Source organism: Polaromonas eurypsychrophila (genome assembly GCF_014641715.1).
Taxonomy (GTDB): Bacteria; Pseudomonadota; Gammaproteobacteria; order Burkholderiales; family Burkholderiaceae_C; genus Polaromonas; species Polaromonas eurypsychrophila.
In genome coordinates this window covers 90,623-108,539 of sequence record NZ_BMIG01000003.1, presented here as the reverse complement: position 1 = coordinate 108,539, position 17,917 = coordinate 90,623, and the positions used below count along the sequence as shown (strand labels likewise).

Sequence of the window (17,917 nt, the reverse complement as noted above, 5' to 3'; positions counted from 1 at the left end):
GTCGAAAGCGGAAAACAGGTTAAGGATGCACCGGGCGGTTGTCAGACACCGAGGTATTCCTGCAGCATGCCCATGTTCTGGGTCAACTCGTTCTGGGCAAACTGTTTGACGATGGTGCCGTGCTCCATCACATAAAAGCGGTCGGCCAACGGCGCGGCAAAACGAAAGTTCTGCTCCACCAGCACGATGGTGTAACCCTTGGCCTTGAGCGTGAGGATCATCTCGCCGAGTTTTTGCACGATGACCGGCGCCAGGCCTTCGGAAATTTCATCTAGCAGCAGCAGGCGGGCGCCGGTGCGCAAGATGCGCGCGACCGCCAGCATCTGCTGCTCACCGCCGGACAGGCGTGTGCCGGGGCTGGACGCACGCTCTTTCAAATTGGGGAACATGTCGTAGATCTCGGCCAGACTCATGCCGCCCGGCGCGATTGTCGGCGGCAGCATAAGGTTTTCTTCAGCCGACAGGCTGGCGAAAATGCCGCGTTCTTCCGGGCAATAACCGATGCCCAGGCGCGCGACCTTGTGCGGGGCCAGCTTGATGGTTTCCTCACCCTTGATGCGAATGGATCCCTTGCGCGTTCCGGTCAGGCCGACGATGGCGCGCATGGTGGTGGTCCGGCCGGCGCCGTTGCGGCCGAGCAGGGTGACGACTTCCCCCTCGTGCACCGTCAGATTGACGCCATGCAGCACATGCGACTCACCGTACCAGGCGTGCAGGTCTTCGATCTTCAGGAGTTCCTTCGACATCAATGGGCTCCTTGCAGCTCTGTGTTGGCACTGCCCATATAGGCTTCGATCACCAGAGGATTCTTCGACACCTCGGCATAAGGCCCGTCGGCGATGATGGCGCCGCGTTGCAGCACAGTGATGCGGTCGGCAATCGAGGCCACCACATTCATGTTGTGCTCAACCATCAGGATGGTGCGGCCGGTTGATACCTGTTTGATCAGCTGTGTCACGCGGTCCACGTCCTCGTGCCCCATGCCCTGGGTCGGTTCGTCGAGCAGCATCAGTTCGGGCTCCAGCGCCAGCGTGGTGGCCAGCTCCAGCGCGCGCTTGCGGCCGTAGGGAAGGTTGACTGTCAGCTCATCGGCAAAGTCCTGCAGGTCGACTTCGGCCAGCAACTGGCGAGCGCGTTCGTGCAGATGAAACAGCGTGCTTTCGGCTTTCCAGAAATGAAACGAGGTGCCGAGGTTGCGCTGCAGCGCCGCACGCACGTTCTCCAGCACCGTCATGTGCGGGAAAACGGCCGAAATCTGGAAGGAGCGCACGATGCCGCGCCGCGCCGTCTGAGCCGGCTGCTCGGTCGTGATGTCGGTGCCGTTGAAGAGGATGGTGCCGGACGTCGGGTGCAGGAATTTGGTCAGCAGGTTGAAGAAAGTGGTCTTGCCGGCACCGTTGGGTCCGATCAGCGCGTGAATGTGTCCGCGCTGGACTTTCAGGTCTACCTGGTTGACGGCCACGAATCCCTTGAATTCCTTGGTCAAACCCCGCGTTTCAAGAATGAACTCCGCTGACAAATTGCTCTCCGGCTATTGAAGTTGCATGGACGAACGCACGGGCACGCCACAAGAGGATTGGATGCTAACGACTTGCGATGGCTGGTGCCAGCGGGTTAGGACTTAGGTAGTTTTACCTGCCTTGTAGTGATGCGGCGAACTACAGTTTGAGTCGCACTGTGCTGGCGGCTGCGATTGCGCAATGCGGCCGCTGCTTTTGCAAGAAAAGTGTAAGCAAAAAGATGCTGTTGAGCCACCTCGACATGGCCGCCATGCGCCAGCGGCTCAGCGCGCGTGGGTCACCCCGCCATCAACCACCAGCGTGGAGCCCACCACATAGTCGCCAGCACGCGAGGCCAGGTAAATCGCCGCACCAGCCATGTCGGCGTCTTCACCGACGCGACCGGCGGGAACCCGGGCCGCCACCGCCTCGCCATGGTCGCGCGCGTCCTTGTTCATGTCCGAGGCAAACGCGCCCGGTGCGATGGCGGTCACGACGATGTTGTCCTCGATCAGGCGCAATGCCATGCGGCGCGTGAGCTGGATCAGGCCGGCCTTGCTGGCCGCGTACGAGTAGGTTTCCATCGGGTTGACCGAAATGCCGTCGATTGAGGCGATGTTGATGACCTTGGCCGGCCGCTGTGCTGCCGCCTTGCGCAGCAGCGGTGCCAGCGCCTGGGTCAGGAAAAAGGGCGTCTTGAGGTTCAGGTCTACCACCTTGTCCCAACCGCTTTCCGGAAAGTCGTCAAAAGGCGCGCCCCAGGCCGCGCCGGCGTTGTTGACCAGGATGTCGAGCTGGCTTTCGTGTGCCGAAAACGCGGAGACCAGTGCGGCAATGCCGTCCGGGGTGGACACGTCGGCGGGCAGCGAGACGCAGTGGCCCTGGCTGGAGAGCTCTTTCGCGGTCTGGTTGCAAGCGGCGGCCTTCCGTGCCGAAATGTAAACGCGCGCGCCCTGCGCCAGAAAACCTGCGGCAATCATGCGGCCTATGCCGCGCGAGCCACCTGTGATCAGCGCGGTGCGGCCCTGGAGGGAGAAAAGATCTTTCATGGGTGAGTTCCTTGTCGTGGAAGGCCGGAGGGCGGCCTGGATGCGGCGCAGCTTAGCGCGGATGGTCATGCCTTGAGGTCACCTGTGTGTCTCAGGCCGGCGAAACTGGCCCAAGGGCGGTGCCCTGCCGGTTTTATGAGAAAAATAGGCCTGTAGCCCATACCCAGTGGACGTCAATAGCTATCAAAATAGGAGCGACGCACGTCAGGCGTCTCCGCTCCTGTGAACCGCAAGTCCCGAATGCGGGTTTCTCCTACAGCGCGGCCCCGGCACTGCGCTAAGGTAGGTGTCCAGCAAGCGCAAAGGAGCCAGCATGCGATTGGATATTTACCGCCGTGCCGAATCGGGGCACCGTTTTTCCTATTTGGCCGTGCCCGAGGGCCGGCTCATTCCTGAGGAAGCCACCAACACCGACTGGGAGACCGAGGCACGCGGGCTGGAAGGCGGTGCCAATGCCGAGCAACTCAGCAAATATGCGATTGCCGGGCTGGAGCAGCAGATCAGCGAAAAAGGCTATGCGATCACCAGTATCCATGCCAGGGTCGACGCCGGCGACTGAGGGGACGGCCGTTCAGGCGTCTTTGGCGCTGTCAGCGACGGCTGCCGCAGTGCGTAGCTTGTCTTTTTTGCTGGGGCGTTTGCCCTTGACGCCACCCGTTGAGGGCGCGGCGCTTTCAACAGGAGGGCTTATCGCGGCTTGCTGCGGCTCGAAACCTTCCACCTGCTCCAGCGGCAGACTCACGCCCTGGCGTTTTTCGATCAGCCGGAAATGCGTCTCGGTGTCGGCGCTGACAAAACTGACTGCCAAGCCGCTTTCACCGGCGCGCCCGGTGCGACCAATGCGGTGGATGTAATCCTGCGCCGAGCGCGGCAGGTCGTAATTGACCACCACCGGCAGTTGCGCAATGTCGATGCCGCGCGAGGCGACGTCGGTAGCCACCACCACCTTGAGCCGCGAGGCCTTGAAGTCGGCAAGCACCTGCGTGCGTTTGCCCTGGCTGAGTTCGCCATGGAAGGGTTCGGCATAAATCCTGGCCTTGCGCAACTTGTCTGCAACAATTTCGGCGGCATGTTTGGTGGCGACAAACACCAGCACCCGGCGCCAGGCGTTTTGCGTGATCAGGTGCCGCAGCAACTGCGTGCGCCGGCCCGGGTCCACCGCGATCGCGCGCTGCGTGATGTCCGGTTCGCCCTCGGCTTCGGCCGGCGCATCAATGTGCACAGGCTCGCGCAGCAGGCGCTGGGCCAGCGCCTGTACGGCGGGAGGGAAGGTTGCCGAGAAAAACAGGTTTTGCCGCTGCGCCGGCAGCAGCGCGAGGATGCGGCTGAGCTCATCGGCAAAGCCCAGGTCCAGCAGGCGGTCAGCCTCGTCCAGCACCAGCGCCGCCACGCCAGAGAGGACCACCGCGTTGTGGTCGGCCAGGTCCAGCAGCCGGCCGGGCGTCGCCACCACGATGTCGGCGCCGCCGCGCAAATTCATCATCTGCGGATTGATGGACACGCCGCCGAACACGACGGCGACCTTGAGCGCCTGCGGAAGGTGCTGGCCCAGGCTGCGGATTTCTCCGCCGACCTGCGCGGCCAGTTCGCGCGTGGGCACCAGCACCAGCAGGCGCAGACGGCGTGGTTTCTCGCTGGGCGCCTGCTGCAGCAACTGCAGCAGCGGCAGCGCAAAGGCGGCAGTTTTGCCCGAACCGGTTTGCGCCGAGGCCAGCACATCGCGGCCCTGCAGCACGGCTGGAATGGCGGCCGCCTGGATTGCGGTGGGGGCGAGGTAAGCCCGGGCGCTGACGGCGCGCAGCAGGGCGGGGGACAAGCCCAGGGAGGTAAATGGCATGAACAGGGCTTCGTGAGGAGGCGAGAGCCGGATTCGGCCCCGCAGTCGCCCAGTTTAAGCCCGCCAGACCCGGTGCTCCGGAGGGCAAGCCGCATAATCGACCGATGGCGAACCGGCTCATTTCAGGGGCCGGTCAAAAATCGACTTCAAGGCATCTGTGAAAAAGACATTCAAGCTGAACATCGAAGGCAAAAACCGTGAGCGCGTGCTGGACGCGGTCAAACACGACATCCGAAAATACGTCAAACGGCAGCGCCGCGTCGCCTTGCCCAAGGGCGTGGACTTCTGGGACTTTGACTGCCGCTTTGGCGCCAGCGAAGAAACGGCGGCGGTGGTGCATTTCGCGACCATCCTGCCGCTGGTCGATGCCGCCGCCAAAGACGGCGCCGACTCTTTTTACCTCGAGCTGCTTGCCAAAGAGGGCCGGCGAACGCACCGACCTCGTCCGCTGGACGATGAGGGCGGCGGCGGTGACGCGAATATGCAGGACCCCGAAGCCGGCGAATGAGCCTGCAGTTTCTCAACTTCGACTTCAGCGAGGACCCCGAGGGCGGGGGCACTTTCGACGCCATGGCCTCGGTGCGGTCAGCCCAGCTTGCTGCTGCGCGCGCTGAGATCGCTGAAGTTCTGGACTGGGCTGAAACAGCGTTTGCGGGGCAGCGTGCGCCCCTCGACGAGGGCGGCGAGTGGGACGTCGACCTGCAAGAGCACGCCGATGCGGCATCACCGCCCTGGCATGTACTGACTTTGTCCATCAGCGGCAGCGCGGCCTTTTGCGCGGCGTTTATGCAGCGCTTTGGCCTGGACTCGGACGACTGACGGTTTTTCTTCGCGATTGCCGGCCGAGCCCATGGCCTACTCTCACATCGTGAAAGCTCCTACTTCGGCGTGTAAGAAAATGTGACACACTTTTAGGAGCCAATTTCGGCTTCAAGGACCTCACGCCATGACTTATTTTTCATCCAAAACCCGCATCGTGACACTGGTCATTGCCACCCTTTTGCTCGCGGGGCCCGCGTTGTCAAAGGAAAAGGACGATGACGACAACCGTGGCAAAGGCAACGGTAAACACGCCCAGAAGGCAGAGGGAAAACAGCAAAAGCATGAATTCAAGGAGCAAGACAAGGCCGCCAAGCGGGAGCGCAAGGACATCCAGCCCGGCACCTACTTCAACGATCAGCAGCGTACGGTTGTGCGTCAGTACTACGTGCAAAACTACTCAAACGGAAAAAAATGCCCTCCAGGGCTGGCCAAGAAAAACAATGGCTGCATGCCCCCAGGCCAAGCGCGCAACTGGGTTGTGGGCCAACCGATACCACGCGGCGTCACGACTTATTCCGTGCCTCAACCCGTCATTTTGCAGCTACCGCCCGCGCCTTACGGCTATCGCTATACCCGCATTGGTGGCGACATCGTGTTGGTGCAGCAGCAGAACAACCTGATTGTGGACATTATTCAGGGCCTGCTGGGCGGCTGAATCAGGGAGATAACCGGGTTAGTCATGCTGATTGAAGCATGAGAACCCTGGCCAGCTCCTGCGGGTGCGATGGCCGGAGCAGCAGTTTTCACCTCACTCACACAGCGCAATTTTGTTGGTGTTCACACCCCCTGGCTAGGGGGCCAACCCAGCGCGTCGAACACCCGCATCGCGGCCCAGGCATCGTTGGCGGCATAGACCAACTGGCTCTCGCTGAGCTGGCGGTTGGCCCAGTTGGAGGTGGTGGCTTTTTTTGATTTCAGGAAACGGCGATTGAACAGCACCGCCACGGCACCACGCACGCCGATCTCTTTCGCATAACCCTTTTTGCGGAACACTCCATTCAGGTCAAGCACATTGCGCGGCTCCACGCCCAGCGTCCGCCGGATCTGCGTGTGGTCGCCGGCCAGGCCGAAGCCGACTTTGGTGATGTGCTCGGCTTCCAGCAGCGCCGCGACGATCGCGCGGCAGCGCACATCGAAAAGCTGGAACACCCAGGCCCTGTCCAGCGTGGAAAGTTGCACCACATGCGGGCCCTCGGAGACCTGGTCGCGGAAAAAAGTGGGTTTGGATTCGGTGTCGAAACCGAGCGCGCTGCAGGATGACAGGAGTTTCCAGGCGTGGTCGGCCTGCGCTGCCGTGGCGACCAGCACGATATCTGCCAGGCCCAGTCGGTCCAGCGGCTCCAGCAGCGCGAGTTCATCGCGCGTCGGTGACGCAAACTGCGGCATAACCTGCGCCTCAGGCCTGCGCCGACATGCTGGGAATGGTGGTGGCCGGGGGCGTGTTGCGGCTGCGGCCGCAGCGCACGATGCCGTCGATCATCACCATGCCGACACCGGGGATGTCGCCGCGTTGCACGCTGTCGAGCAGGTCGCGGCCGGCCGTGTGCTGGGCGCGGTCCATGAACACGAAGTCGGCATCGCGGCCGACCTCGATCAGGCCGCAGTTGAGCTTGCGGATACGCGCCGTGTTGCCGGTCGCAAAACAAAAGGCCAGTTCGGCCGGGATGTTGCCCAGGCTGGACAGCAGCGAGATCAGACGCAACATGCCGAGCGGCTGGACACCGGAACCAGCCGGACCGTCGGTGCCCAGGATCACGCGGTGCGGGCATTTGAGCTGCAGCGCGGCCTGTGCGGCGGCAATCGCGACCTTTTCGTTGCCGTTGTGCACGATTTCGATCGCGCGCGAGGATTTTTCGCAGAGCTCGCAGACATGCTGCTCCGACAGCGCCGTGTGCCCGCCGTTGATGTGGCCGATCACATCGGCATCGGCCTCCAGCACCACGTCCTTGTCGATCAGACCGGAGCCGGGAATCGACGGGCCACCGGTGTGGATGGTGCTCTGGATGCCGTATTTGCGCGCCCAGGCCACCATCTCTTTGGCCTCGTAACCTGCCTTGACCGAGCCCAGGCCGACCTCGCCGAGCAGGCTCACGCCAGCCTCGGCGAGTTCCTTGAAGTCCTGCTCGACCATGCCTTTTTCAATGACGGGGGCACCGGCCAGCACCTTGACGCCGCCGGGCCGGAAGTTGTCGAAGGCGCGCTGGGCCGTGATGGCCAGCGCCTTCAGGCCGACGATGTCCTTGGGGCGGCCTGGCAGGTGTACCTCGCCGGCCGAGATCATGGTGGTGACGCCGCCGTGCATGGTGGAATCGATCCAGCCGATCTGATTCTGGCGCGGCGTCCAGTCGCCAAACACCGGGTGCACGTGGCTATCGATCAGGCCGGGCGCGACGCAGGTCTGGTGCGCGTCGATGGTGGTCTGGGCATGCGCCATGTCGCAGTCCTTGGCCTTGCCGACGGCCACGATGATGCCATCGTTGATGACGATGGTGTCGGCGTCCAGGATCGGCCGGTCGATGTCGCCCGACAGCAGCAGGCCGATGTTGGTGATGACAACTTTGCCGGACTTGCCGCTTGCTGCTGCTTCTGCCATGGATGTCTTTCGAGAGGGATTCAGGGGTTCAACATCACGGTGCGCAGCACGGTGCTGATGATGAAAGCCTGCCACTGCGCCAGCGCTTCCGGCGTCTGCAAGTCTTCACCGAGGAAGGCCGACAGTGTGTGGCGATTGGAGATATAGAAGTAGCCGGTTGCCGCGATCAGCAGGTAGACGTTGCGTGCGGAGACATCGGCACGAAACACGCCCTGGCTGGCGCCGCTTTCAAGCAGCTGGCGGATGATGGCAATTGCCGGTGAGGAGTAGTCACGGGCGCGCGCCGACTTGGAGATATGTTTGCCGCGGTGCAGGTTTTCGGTGTTGAGCAGCGTGATGAACTCCGGGTTCTTGCTGTAGTAGGTGACGACAAAATTAATCACGTCCTTGAGCGACTCCACCGGCTGCGCCAGATCCAGCGTCAATTCCAGTTCGGCATCATTCATGCGCCGGTACATGTCTTCCAGCACTTCGATGAACAGGCCTTCTTTGCTGCCGAAGTAGTAATAAATCATCCGGTCAAAAGACTTGGCCGACTGGGAGATTTTTTCCACGCTGCCGCCTTCGTAGCCGTAACGCGCAAACACCTTGGTGGCCGCACGCAGTATGTTGTCGCGCGTGGTCTGCGCCGCCTGTTCGCGCACGCCCGGCCGTTTGGCTGACGCGAGTCGGGCAGCTGGGGTGCGGGTTCGCGCGGGCTTTGCAGTTTTCGCGGTGCTGACAGGTTTGGCGGTCATGTCGTGATCAGTGTTTCCGAGGCGGGAAAGCCTTGCCTTATTGTTCTGCGAAGGCCCGCTCGATCACAAAGTCGCCAGGCTTGGAGGTGTTGCCCTCATGAAAGCCTTTTTGCTCCAGCATGTGTTTCAAATCCTTGAGCATGCCCGGGCTGCCGCAAATCATCACGCGGTCGCTGGCCGGGTCGAGCGCCGGCAGATTCAGATCGGCGAACATCTTGCCCGTTTCCATCAGGTCAGTGACACGGCCCATATTGCGGTAACTTTCGCGCGTGACGGTCGGGTAGTACAGCAATTGCCTGGAGACCAGCTCGCCAAGAAATTCGTGTTGAGGCAGGTGTTCGACCACCAGGTCGTGGTAGGCCAGCTCGTCGGCCTGGCGCACGCCGTGCACCAGCACCACCTGCTCGAAACGCTCATAGGTCTCGGGGTCGCGGATGATGCTCATGAAAGGCGCCAGGCCGGTGCCGGTGGACAGCAGGTACAGGCGTTTGCCGGGCAACAGGTAGTCGATCACCAGCGTGCCGGTGGGCTTGCGCCCGACGATGATCTTGTCACCGACCTTCATGTGCTGCAGGCGCGAGGTCAGGGGGCCGTCGGCCACCTTGATGCTCAGGAATTCGAGGTGTTCCTCATGGTTCGGGCTCACGATGCTGTAGGCGCGAAGCAGCGGTTTGTCGTTGACGCGCAGGCCGATCATGGTGAAGTGGCCGTTGCTGAACCGCAGGGAGGTGTCGCGGGTGGTGGTGAACGTGAACAGCTTGTTGGTCCAGTGGTGGACGGACAAAACGGTTTCTTCGTTGAAAGCGCTCATGGTGATTGCAGGTTGGAAGTTGGTGATCAGGTGGGAGGGGCCAGCAGTGCGGGGTCCAGGCCCGAAAGCTTACCGGCTTTACCCTGCCATTGTGCCGCCTCTGGAGAAGGGGCGACGCGTCTGGAGATGGTTGGCCACTGCCGGGACAGCCGGGCATTGAGTCCCAGGAAGGCGCTGAACTCGCCGGGTATGTCCGCATCGGCATAAATCGCGTTGACCGGATACTCGGGAATGCAGACCGCGCAGTCAATACCCTCGCCGGGGTCAATGATCAGGAATTCGGGCCCTTCCCGGAAGCAGTCCACGGGACAGACATCGACACAATCGGTGTATTTGCATTTGATGCAAGGGTCGGTTACGACGTGGGTCACAGCGGTCCTTTGGCAGTGCAGGTCCGGGGAAAACCGTCCGGGCAAATGTCAATGTGCCACACTAATGTAGTGAACGCAACATTAAAATTCAGTAACCACAACATTTTTGAAATAAATTTGTAATTGCCGTGGAAATGCTATTGCGCCGGAAATTTTCACGCGCTACATTGATTTCAAATGTAGTAAATGCAACATATAAATTAAGTGTGCACTACATTTGCGTGATGCACCACGATGGCATGCGACAAAGAGGCGAACACGATGACGGAACACACCAAAACGGACGGCTTGCCTGGCATGGAAACGCCGGCTTTTGGCCAGGCGCTGGAAAAAGCCAGACCGCGCAACGACCGCATGAACAGTGAAAAAATCGAGTGCAATGCCTGTCCCGTGTTGTGCCAGATTTCCGACGGCCGCACCGGCGCATGCGACCGTTATGCGAATCGCGGCGGCACCCTGATCCGTGTGGATCCCGTACTGCTGCTGCGGCGTTCGCTGTCGGAGGCTGAGGCGAAGGTGGTTGCCTTTGCAGGTCGTGTGGCGCCTGCCCAGGCTGCAGAGGCTGCCGAAGAGGTTCTTCCAACGACCTGGCGCGGCGATCTGCTGCTGGCCGACGAGGTGTTTGTCACAGGCGTCGGTTCCTCGACCACTTACCCCGACTACAAGCCCGCGCCCTTCATCGTGTCCTCGCAGGTGAACGGTGTCGACATGGTCACGGTTGTCACCGAAGGCATTTTCAGCTACTGCAGCCTCAAGGTGAAGATCGACACCGACCGTTTTCTCGGCGCCGAGCAGGCCAATGTGCGCTGCAAGGGCGAAGTGGTCGGCCATGTGACGACGGCGGAATACGGTTCGCAGATGCTGTCGCTGGGCGGCGTGCACCACCTGACCGGCGGCAGCAAGAAGGAAGGCCGTGTGACCATGGACATGATGCAGTCGCTGGGCAACAAGAAGGCGGTGGAGTTCACGATTGATGGCGGCTCGCAGATCGTGATTCAGGCCGGCCGCGCACCGATTGTCAACGGTGTGGAAGAGCGGCGCATGCGGGTCGGCTGTGGCTCTGCGACCATTGGTATTTTTGCAAAACAACTGTTTGGCAAGCTCGACGAGGTGGTGGTGGTGGATGACCACATCACGGGTGTTCTGACCGAACACCAGGCGGGCCGGTGCCTGGAAATGCGCTCTTCAGGCATCAGGATGCGCGGGCGCAAATCGACCCCCGGCCGCTACTTCCAGGTCGCCAATCCGGGGACCGGCTGGGGCGGCACCGACATCGCCGAGCCGCTGTCCATCATCGAAAGCTGGGATGCCGATACAGCCTGGCCGGGTTTGCGCCTGCTGATGACTTCCACTACCGGGGAACACGCGAGCTGGTATGTGCTCAATGAGGACCTCGTGGCTGTTGAGCAGCACATGCCAGCCGAGGTGCGACTGGTTGTCGAGCGCATTGGCGAGAACTGCGAGCCATCCCTGTCCACGGTGCTGTTCCTCGGGGGCGCCGGAGGCAGCCTGCGCGCTGGCGTCACTGAAAACCCGGTGCTGCTGACTCGGGCCATCAAGAATGCGCTGGTCAATGTCACCTGCGGCGGCGCGCCCGCCTATGTCTGGCCGGGCGGCGGCATCACTGTGATGGTCGATGTCATGCGCATGCCGGACAACAGCTTTGGCATTGTGCCCACGCCAGCCATTGTGGCGCCCATCGAGTTCAGCATGAAGCTGGAAGACTACCGTGCGCTGGGTGGCCATATGGACCATGTCCGCACGCTGGAGGATGCGCTTTCGCGCGGTGCCTGGCACAACGAAGGTGCGCCGTTGTCATTGCAATGGACGGCTTTGCCAGCCGCCAACCCCTGGCCGCTTGCGCGTCCTCCCCTGCTCGGCTGACCAGGGCCTGTTCACACACCTCGACATGGACGCCCAGCGCAAACGTTTACCGGATGGCCGCTGGCATTTGCAGCATGGCCCCATCGATATCGTGATCGGTGCCAGTGGTGATGCTTCGGCTGTCCAGGGTGCACACGAGGATGCATGGCTGCGCTTTCGCAGCATTCTGGGGGAACTCGTGGAAGAGCTTGCGCTGCTGCAGTGTCCGGTGCAGGGCAACTGCATGCTGCGGGGCCCGATTGCACGGCGCATGTGGAATGCCTGCCAACCCCATAAAAGCAGTTTCATCACGCCGATGGCGGCGGTGGCTGGATCCGTTGCGCAGGAGCTTATTGCATGTTATTCGGCTGGTGGCGTGGCGAGGGCCTGGGTCAACAACGGCGGTGACATCGCGTTGCACCTGGCGCCGTCTCAATCTGTGCGCATCGGCCTTTACGCGGACATGGCACGCCTGAACCTGGACGAGTTGCGCGGCGGTATCCGCACGGACGGGCAGTTTGAAATTTCCAGCTTGCTACCGGTGCGCGGTGTGGCCACCAGCGGCTGGCGCGGCAGGAGTTTTTCACTGGGGATTGCCGACAGCGTGACGGTGCTGGCACGCACGGCGTCCGAAGCCGATGCGGCCGCCACCGTCATTGCCAATGCCGTCAACCTGTCCGATCCCCGCATCCAGCGCCGCCCGGCGTGTGAAATCAAGGACAACGCCGACCTGGGAAGTCTGCCGGTCACGATAGGTGTTCCGCCGCTGGAGCCGGCGCTTGTGCAACAGGCTTTGCGCGCGGGTCTGCGGTGTGCGCAGGCCCTGCGCGCAGCCGGCCTGATTTGGTCGGCCGCGCTGATTTGTCAGAATCAGATCGCCAGCACCGATACTTCGGCCATGGGAGCGCTCGAAAACCACCACAGCAACCAGCAAGCTGGTTCGGTATTTGCTTAATGAATCAGATGGACGCACAGAGATGATTGAAATACGACGAATCTTCACGCACGTGGAGCAGATCCGGCACGAATTCGGGCCCGTCGCTCCCGTGCCGCTGCTGCGCGGCGCCATCGGTGTGGTGCTGACCAATCCGTTTGCCGGGCGGTATGAGCCCGAGATCCTGCCGATGATGGCGGCGCTGGACCCTGTGGGGCTCACGATGGCGCGCAAGCTGCTCGCGGCCATGGACGTATCCACGGAGCGCATCGAAGGTTACGGCAAGGGCGCCATCATTGGTGCGGCCGGAGAGCTGGAGCATGGCGCGTTGTGGCATGTGCCGGGTGGCTACGCCATGCGCGAACTGCTGGGCTGGAAGGGTGATGCTGCGGCTTATGCCAAGGGGCAGGGCGAAGAAAAATCAGTGCGACCCGGCAATGCCTTGTCCATCGTGCCCTCGACCAAGAAAGTGGGCGGGCCCGGCGCGGCGCTGGACGTGCCGATGACCAACATCAATGCCGTCTACGTGCGCAGCCATTTTGACGCGATTGAAGTGCGCGTTCCCGGCGCGCCGCGTGCGGATGAAATTGTATTCATCCTGGCGATGAGCACCGGTCCGCGCATTCATGCGCGTGTCGGCGGCCTCGCTGCCGGCGCGATCAGCAAATGGGACGGGTTGCGCTGAAGCGCCGCCGCCATTGCAACATACAAGGAAAACACATGACAGCTAACATCCGAAAAATAATTGTTCAGGTCGACGAAATCCATCTGGAAATGGGCCAGCCCGTGAGTCCGCCGACGCGCAGGGCGCTGGCCATGGCAGTGATCGCCAACCCTTTTGCCGGCGTTTACCAGGAAAACCTGGACGAACTGATCTCGATGGGTGAAGAGCTGGGCGCGCTGCTCGGAAAAAAATGCGTTGAGGCGCTGGGTATCTTACCGGCCCAGGCGCAAAGTTACGGCAAGGCCGCCATCGTCGGCGAGGCCGGCGAACTCGAACATGCTGCGGCCATCCTGCACCCAAAATTGGGCGCGCCCCTTCGCCTGGCTGTGGAAAAGGGGGCGGCGCTGGTGCCATCGAGCAAAAAACGCGGCGGACTGGGAACCGCGATTGATGTGCCGCTGGGTCACAAGGACGCCGCTTTTGTGCGCAGTCATTTTGATGCGATGGAGGCCCGTGTGGCTGACGCGCCGCGAGCCAATGAAATCGTGGTCGCTGTCGTCGTGACTGACAGTGGCCGACCATTACCGCGCGTGGGCGGACTGCAGATCCACGAAATCAGGGGCGAAGACGGGCTTCGCTAAGACCGGACCTTTCCAGTTATAAACCGATCCACGACAGGAGTTTTTATGAAAATGCAATACAGAGTGCTGGGCACCATGACTTATCTGGGTCTGCTGGCTTCGCTGGTGACAGCGCAGGCGCAAGGCGTGATCAAAATCGGCGAGGTCAACAGCTACAAGGCGCAGCCCGCCTTCCTCGAGCCCTACAAAAAAGGCATGGAACTGGCGGTCGAGGAAATCAATGCGGCTGGTGGCGTCAATGGCAAGAAAATCGAGTTGATCACACGCGATGACAACGCCAACCCGGGTGATGCGGTGCGGGTGGCTGAAGAGCTGATCTCGCGCGAAAAGATCGACGTGCTGACCGGCACCTTCCTGTCCAACACCGGCCTCGCCGTGGCTGACTTAGCCAAGCAGAAGAAGTTTTTTTTCCTCGCGGGTGAGCCGCTGACCGACAAGATGACCTGGCAGGGCGGCAACCAGTACACCTTCCGTCTGCGTCCCGGCACTTACATGCAGGCCGCAATGCTGGTGCCCGAGGCTGCCAAGCTCAAGAAAAAACGCTGGGCCATCGTGTACCCCAACTACGAATACGGCCAGTCTGCGGTGGCGGCCTTCAAGCAACTGCTGAAGGCGGCGCAGCCCGATGTGGAGTTTGTGGCCGAGCAGGCAACGCCGCTGGGCCGGGTCGATGCCGGCAGCGTGGTGCAGGCGCTGGCCGATGCCAAGCCCGATGCGATTTTCAACGTCTTGTTTGGCGCTGATCTGTCAAGGTTTGTGCGTGAGGGCAATACGCGTGGCCTATTCAAGGACCGCACCGTGGTCAGTGTGCTGACGGGCGAGCCCGAGTACCTGGACCCCCTTAAGGAAGAAACGCCGAATGGCTGGATCGTCACCGGTTATCCGTGGCATGGCATCCAGACGCCTGAACACAAGGCCTTTTTCCTGGCCTATCACGCCAAGTACAAGGACTATCCGCGCCTGGGTTCGGTCGTCGGTTACGCCATGATCCATTCTGTCGCCGCTGGCGCCGCGAAAGCCAAAAGCACGGAATCGGCCAAGATGGTGGCCGCATTCAAGGGCCTGCAAGTCTCGACGCCCTTCGGCAAGATCACCTACCGCCCGGAGGACCACCAGTCGACCATGGGTGCATTTGTCGGCAAGACCAAAAACGAAAACGGCAAAGGCGTCATGGTGGACTACACCTATTTCGACGGCGCCAAGTTCCAGCCGCCTGCAGCCGACGTGAAGAAGTCGCGCGCCACCGACTGAGCAACCCGACCCGCATAAAGCACTACGCTCCATCGCCGCGTGGTGCGCTGTGTCGGGCTCCAGAGGATTATTGAATGAGTTTTTCAGGCTTCATCGTCCAGTTGCTCAATGGGCTGGCCGGCGCGTCGTCGCTGTTTCTTGTCGCTGCGGGCTTGTCGCTGATCTTCGGAGTCACGCGCATCGTCAACTTTGCACACGGCTCGTTTTTCATGGTCGGGATCTACATCGCCTACACGCTGGTCGAGAAACTTGGCACCGGTTTTGGCTTCTGGCCCGCGCTGTTGCTCGCCGCCGTGGCGACCGGCATCCTGGGCGCGTTGATCGAGATGGTGCTGCTGCGCCGCATCTACAAGGCACCCGAGTTGTTCCAGTTGCTGGCCACCTTTGCGCTGGTGCTGGTGATCAAGGACCTGGTTCTTTATTTGTGGGGGCCTGACGAATTGCTCGGCCCGCGCGCGCCCGGCCTGTCGGGTGCGGTGGAAATCCTGGGCCGGCAGTTTCCGAGCTACGACCTGTTCCTGATCGTGGTGGGTCCTGTGGTGCTGTGCCTGCTCTGGCTGCTGCTGACCCGTACGCGCTGGGGCACGCTGGTGCGTGCCGCCACGCAGGACCGCGAGATGGTCAGTGCTCTGGGCGTCAACCAGGCCTGGCTGTTCACTGCCGTGTTTGCGTTGGGCGCCATGCTGGCCGGCCTCGGCGGTGCGCTGCAACTGCCGCGGGAGCCGGCCACGCTGGAGATGGACCTGCACACTATAGGCTCGGCTTTTGTGGTGGTGGTGGTGGGCGGCATGGGATCCATTCCCGGCGCTTACGCGGCCGCACTGCTGATTTCCGAAATCAAGGCTATCTGCATCTGGCTCGGTGTCGTCGACATTTTTGGATACAGCATCTCCTTTTCAAAACTCACGCTGGTCGCGGATTTTCTGGTCATGGCCATCGTGCTGGTGTGGCGGCCCTGGGGCCTGTTCGGTCGGCCGCAGGCACCGAGCCGTTATGTCGGCATGCAGGAGGAGCCGCTGCGCAAGAGCAGCCGCACTTACGTCATCGCGGCCGCCGTGTTGGGCCTGGTGCTGGCCGCGATGCCCTTCTTCACGGTCAATTCGCCCTACACCACAGTGTTGATGATTGACCTGCTGATCGCCGCGCTGTTTGCCGCCAGCCTGCACTTCATCATGGGCCCTGCCGGCATGCATTCCTTCGGCCATGCCGCCTACTTCGGACTCGGTGCCTACGCTGCGGCCTTGCTGGTGCGCAGCAGCGGCATGCCAATGGAGCTCGCGCTTGTTGTTGCGCCGTTGGTGGCGGCCATTGGCGCGTTTGTCTACGGCTGGTTCGCGGTGCGGCTGTCGGGTGTCTACCTCGCCATGCTGACGCTGGCGTTTGCGCAGATCACATGGGCCATCACCTACCAGTGGGATTCCTTCACCGGCGGTAGCAACGGGCTAACCGGTGTCTGGCCGTCGGAATGGTTGTCTGACAAACGCATGTATTACTGGCTCACGCTGGCACTGGTGGCCGGCGCGGTGTTGTGGCTGCGCCGCGTGTTGTTTTCGCCCTTCGGTTATGCGCTGCGCGCAGGCCGTGATTCGGTGCTGCGTGCCGACGCCATCGGCATAGATGTCAAGCGCATGCAGTGGACCGCTTTTGTCATCGCCGGCGCTGCGGCCGGTCTGGCCGGATCGCTTTACGCATTTTCCAAAGGCAGTATTTCTCCCGAGAGCCTGAGTGTCGGCAAATCGGTGGACGGCCTGGTCATGGTGCTGCTGGGCGGCATCCAGACGCTGGCTGGCCCGGTGGTGGGCGCGGTGACTTTCACCTGGCTGCACGACACGGTGGCGCGCAACACCGACTACTGGCGTGCCATGCTGGGCGCCATCATCCTGCTGCTGGTGCTGCTGTTCCCGCAAGGTATTGCCGGCTCGGCCAAGCTGCTGTTTGATCGGCTTCGCAACAAGGCTTCCAGCACAAAAACCGGCGAGGTGAAAGCATGAGTACACCCTTGCTCCAGGTCAGTAACCTCGGCAAGTCCTTCGGCGGCGTCAAGGCGGTGGACGGCATCAGCTTTGATCTCCATGCGGGAGAACTATTGGCGTTGATCGGCCCCAACGGCGCCGGCAAGACCACCACCTTCAACATGGTCAATGGCCAGTTGCCTGCGGGCCAGGGCTCCATCCTGCTCAACGGCCAGGAACTGGTGGGCCGCGCACCGCGCGCGATCTGGCGCCTTGGTGTGGGCCGCACCTTCCAGATCGCCGAAACCTTTGCCTCGCTGACGGTTGTCGAAAACGTGCAGATGGCGCTGCTGTCGCATGATGGCAGGTTGTTTTCCATGTGGCGCAGCGCGTCCGCTTACAAACGCGATGAGGCGCTGGCCCTGCTGGAGCAGGTCGGCATGGCCGCGCAGGCGGACCGGCCCTGCAGCGAACTGGCTTATGGCGACGTCAAACGTGTCGAACTGGCGATTGCCATGGCCAACAGCCCGAAACTGCTACTGATGGATGAGCCCACGGCCGGCATGGCGCCGCGCGAGCGCAATGCGCTGATGGCCTTGACCAAACAACTGGTGGTCGACCGCGGCATGGCGGTGTTATTTACCGAACACAGCATGGACGTGGTGTTTGCCTATGCCGACCGCATGATTGTGCTGGCGCGCGGCAGGCTGATCGCCCAGGGAAAACCGCTGGAAATTCGCGATCACCCGAAAGTGCAGGAGGTGTACTTCGGCAGCGGAAAGACCTTCGAAAAAATTGCGCAGAAATCCGCGGAGATCAGTGGCGTGACAGGAGAAACAGCATGAGCCGCCGGGCCGTTCCCAAGGCGAATACCGTAGCTCGCAGAGCGGAGG

At 61.9% G+C, this 17,917-nt stretch carries 20 protein-coding genes; 11 read left to right on the top strand and 9 right to left on the bottom strand.

Features of this window, described 5'->3' with window-relative positions; all coding sequences use genetic code 11:
• Positions 1 to 41 precede the first annotated feature (41 nt).
• From IEX16_RS05400 to IEX16_RS05390, 3 genes are all read right to left on the bottom strand, one after another.
• Positions 42 to 746: an ABC transporter ATP-binding protein gene (locus IEX16_RS05400; RefSeq protein ID WP_188707331.1), complete on the bottom strand. Its 705-nt coding sequence runs from the start codon at positions 744 to 746 to the stop codon at positions 42 to 44.
• Positions 746 to 1,519, bottom strand: a complete 774-nt coding sequence (locus IEX16_RS05395) for an ABC transporter ATP-binding protein (protein WP_188707330.1) — start codon at positions 1,517 to 1,519, stop codon at positions 746 to 748. The genes IEX16_RS05400 and IEX16_RS05395 overlap by 1 nt, the downstream gene beginning before the upstream one ends.
• A 264-nt stretch (positions 1,520 to 1,783) precedes the next feature.
• Positions 1,784 to 2,548 (bottom strand): SDR family oxidoreductase, encoded by a 765-nt coding sequence (locus tag IEX16_RS05390; protein ID WP_188707329.1) that lies wholly within the window; start codon positions 2,546 to 2,548, stop codon positions 1,784 to 1,786.
• A gap of 313 nt (positions 2,549 to 2,861) precedes the next feature.
• On the opposite strand from IEX16_RS05390, the gene IEX16_RS05385 reads away from it, so the two are divergent.
• Positions 2,862 to 3,107 carry a DUF6139 family protein gene (locus tag IEX16_RS05385; RefSeq protein WP_188707328.1) on the top strand — a complete coding sequence of 82 codons (246 nt, stop codon included), beginning with the start codon at positions 2,862 to 2,864 and terminating at the stop codon, positions 3,105 to 3,107.
• 12 nt (positions 3,108 to 3,119) lie between these two features.
• Here IEX16_RS05385 and IEX16_RS05380 read toward each other — a convergent pair whose 3' ends face one another.
• Entirely contained in the window at positions 3,120 to 4,385 is a 1,266-nt protein-coding gene (locus tag IEX16_RS05380; RefSeq protein WP_188707327.1) for a DEAD/DEAH box helicase, read from the bottom strand.
• A 157-nt stretch (positions 4,386 to 4,542) separates the two neighbouring features.
• Here IEX16_RS05380 and IEX16_RS05375 point away from each other — a divergent pair, with 157 nt between their 5' ends.
• The 3 genes from IEX16_RS05375 to IEX16_RS05365 all read left to right on the top strand — a co-directional run bounded on the left by IEX16_RS05375 (position 4,543) and on the right by IEX16_RS05365 (position 5,862).
• The gene (locus IEX16_RS05375; RefSeq protein ID WP_188707326.1) at positions 4,543 to 4,893 is read left to right on the top strand and encodes a DUF6172 family protein; all 351 of its coding nucleotides are present in this window, start codon (positions 4,543 to 4,545) and stop codon (positions 4,891 to 4,893) included.
• Positions 4,890 to 5,204 carry a hypothetical protein gene (locus IEX16_RS05370; protein ID WP_188707325.1) on the top strand — a complete coding sequence of 105 codons (315 nt, stop codon included), beginning with the start codon at positions 4,890 to 4,892 and terminating at the stop codon, positions 5,202 to 5,204. The genes IEX16_RS05375 and IEX16_RS05370 overlap by 4 nt, the downstream gene beginning before the upstream one ends.
• A 127-nt stretch (positions 5,205 to 5,331) precedes the next feature.
• Positions 5,332 to 5,862 carry an RcnB family protein gene (locus IEX16_RS05365; RefSeq protein WP_188707324.1) on the top strand — a complete coding sequence of 177 codons (531 nt, stop codon included), beginning with the start codon at positions 5,332 to 5,334 and terminating at the stop codon, positions 5,860 to 5,862.
• Positions 5,863 to 5,984: 122 nt separating this feature from the next.
• Here the strand turns inward: IEX16_RS05365 and IEX16_RS05360 are convergent, their stop codons facing one another.
• Genes IEX16_RS05360 through fdxA form a run of 5 tightly spaced genes read right to left on the bottom strand, consistent with a single transcriptional unit; the run spans position 5,985 to position 9,719 of the window.
• Positions 5,985 to 6,593, bottom strand: coding sequence for a 3'-5' exonuclease (locus IEX16_RS05360; protein WP_188707323.1), 609 nt, complete (start codon positions 6,591 to 6,593; stop codon positions 5,985 to 5,987).
• Positions 6,594 to 6,603: 10 nt separating this feature from the next.
• The gene (locus IEX16_RS05355) at positions 6,604 to 7,800 is read right to left on the bottom strand and encodes an amidohydrolase family protein (RefSeq protein ID WP_188707322.1); all 1,197 of its coding nucleotides are present in this window, start codon (positions 7,798 to 7,800) and stop codon (positions 6,604 to 6,606) included.
• A 20-nt stretch (positions 7,801 to 7,820) separates the two neighbouring features.
• Positions 7,821 to 8,537, bottom strand: coding sequence for a TetR/AcrR family transcriptional regulator (locus tag IEX16_RS05350; protein WP_188707321.1), 717 nt, complete (start codon positions 8,535 to 8,537; stop codon positions 7,821 to 7,823).
• A gap of 37 nt (positions 8,538 to 8,574) precedes the next feature.
• On the bottom strand, positions 8,575 to 9,348 hold the full coding sequence (locus IEX16_RS05345; protein WP_188707320.1) for a ferredoxin--NADP reductase: 774 nt from the start codon (positions 9,346 to 9,348) through the stop codon (positions 8,575 to 8,577).
• Positions 9,349 to 9,374: 26 nt separating this feature from the next.
• The gene (gene fdxA, locus IEX16_RS05340) at positions 9,375 to 9,719 is read right to left on the bottom strand and encodes a ferredoxin FdxA (protein WP_188707319.1); all 345 of its coding nucleotides are present in this window, start codon (positions 9,717 to 9,719) and stop codon (positions 9,375 to 9,377) included.
• A 261-nt stretch (positions 9,720 to 9,980) separates the two neighbouring features.
• On the opposite strand from fdxA, the gene IEX16_RS05335 reads away from it, so the two are divergent.
• The 7 genes from IEX16_RS05335 to IEX16_RS05305 all read left to right on the top strand — a co-directional run bounded on the left by IEX16_RS05335 (position 9,981) and on the right by IEX16_RS05305 (position 17,869).
• Positions 9,981 to 11,603 (top strand): 6-hydroxynicotinate reductase, encoded by a 1,623-nt coding sequence (locus IEX16_RS05335; RefSeq protein ID WP_188707318.1) that lies wholly within the window; start codon positions 9,981 to 9,983, stop codon positions 11,601 to 11,603.
• Between the two features lie 25 nt (positions 11,604 to 11,628).
• A complete protein-coding gene (locus IEX16_RS05330; protein WP_188707563.1) occupies positions 11,629 to 12,537 on the top strand; it encodes a UPF0280 family protein in 909 nt (302 codons plus the stop codon).
• Positions 12,538 to 12,559: 22 nt separating this feature from the next.
• Positions 12,560 to 13,201 carry an amino acid synthesis family protein gene (locus tag IEX16_RS05325; RefSeq protein WP_188707317.1) on the top strand — a complete coding sequence of 214 codons (642 nt, stop codon included), beginning with the start codon at positions 12,560 to 12,562 and terminating at the stop codon, positions 13,199 to 13,201.
• Positions 13,202 to 13,236: 35 nt separating this feature from the next.
• Positions 13,237 to 13,821, top strand: coding sequence for an amino acid synthesis family protein (locus IEX16_RS05320; protein WP_188707316.1), 585 nt, complete (start codon positions 13,237 to 13,239; stop codon positions 13,819 to 13,821).
• 75 nt (positions 13,822 to 13,896) lie between these two features.
• Positions 13,897 to 15,072 carry an ABC transporter substrate-binding protein gene (locus IEX16_RS05315; protein ID WP_373288293.1) on the top strand — a complete coding sequence of 392 codons (1,176 nt, stop codon included), beginning with the start codon at positions 13,897 to 13,899 and terminating at the stop codon, positions 15,070 to 15,072.
• 74 nt (positions 15,073 to 15,146) lie between these two features.
• Positions 15,147 to 17,063 (top strand): ABC transporter permease, encoded by a 1,917-nt coding sequence (locus IEX16_RS05310; protein ID WP_188707314.1) that lies wholly within the window; start codon positions 15,147 to 15,149, stop codon positions 17,061 to 17,063.
• A complete protein-coding gene (locus tag IEX16_RS05305) occupies positions 17,060 to 17,869 on the top strand; it encodes an ABC transporter ATP-binding protein (RefSeq protein ID WP_188707313.1) in 810 nt (269 codons plus the stop codon). Before IEX16_RS05310 ends, IEX16_RS05305 begins: the two co-directional genes overlap by 4 nt.
• The last annotated feature ends 48 nt before the right edge of the window (positions 17,870 to 17,917 follow it).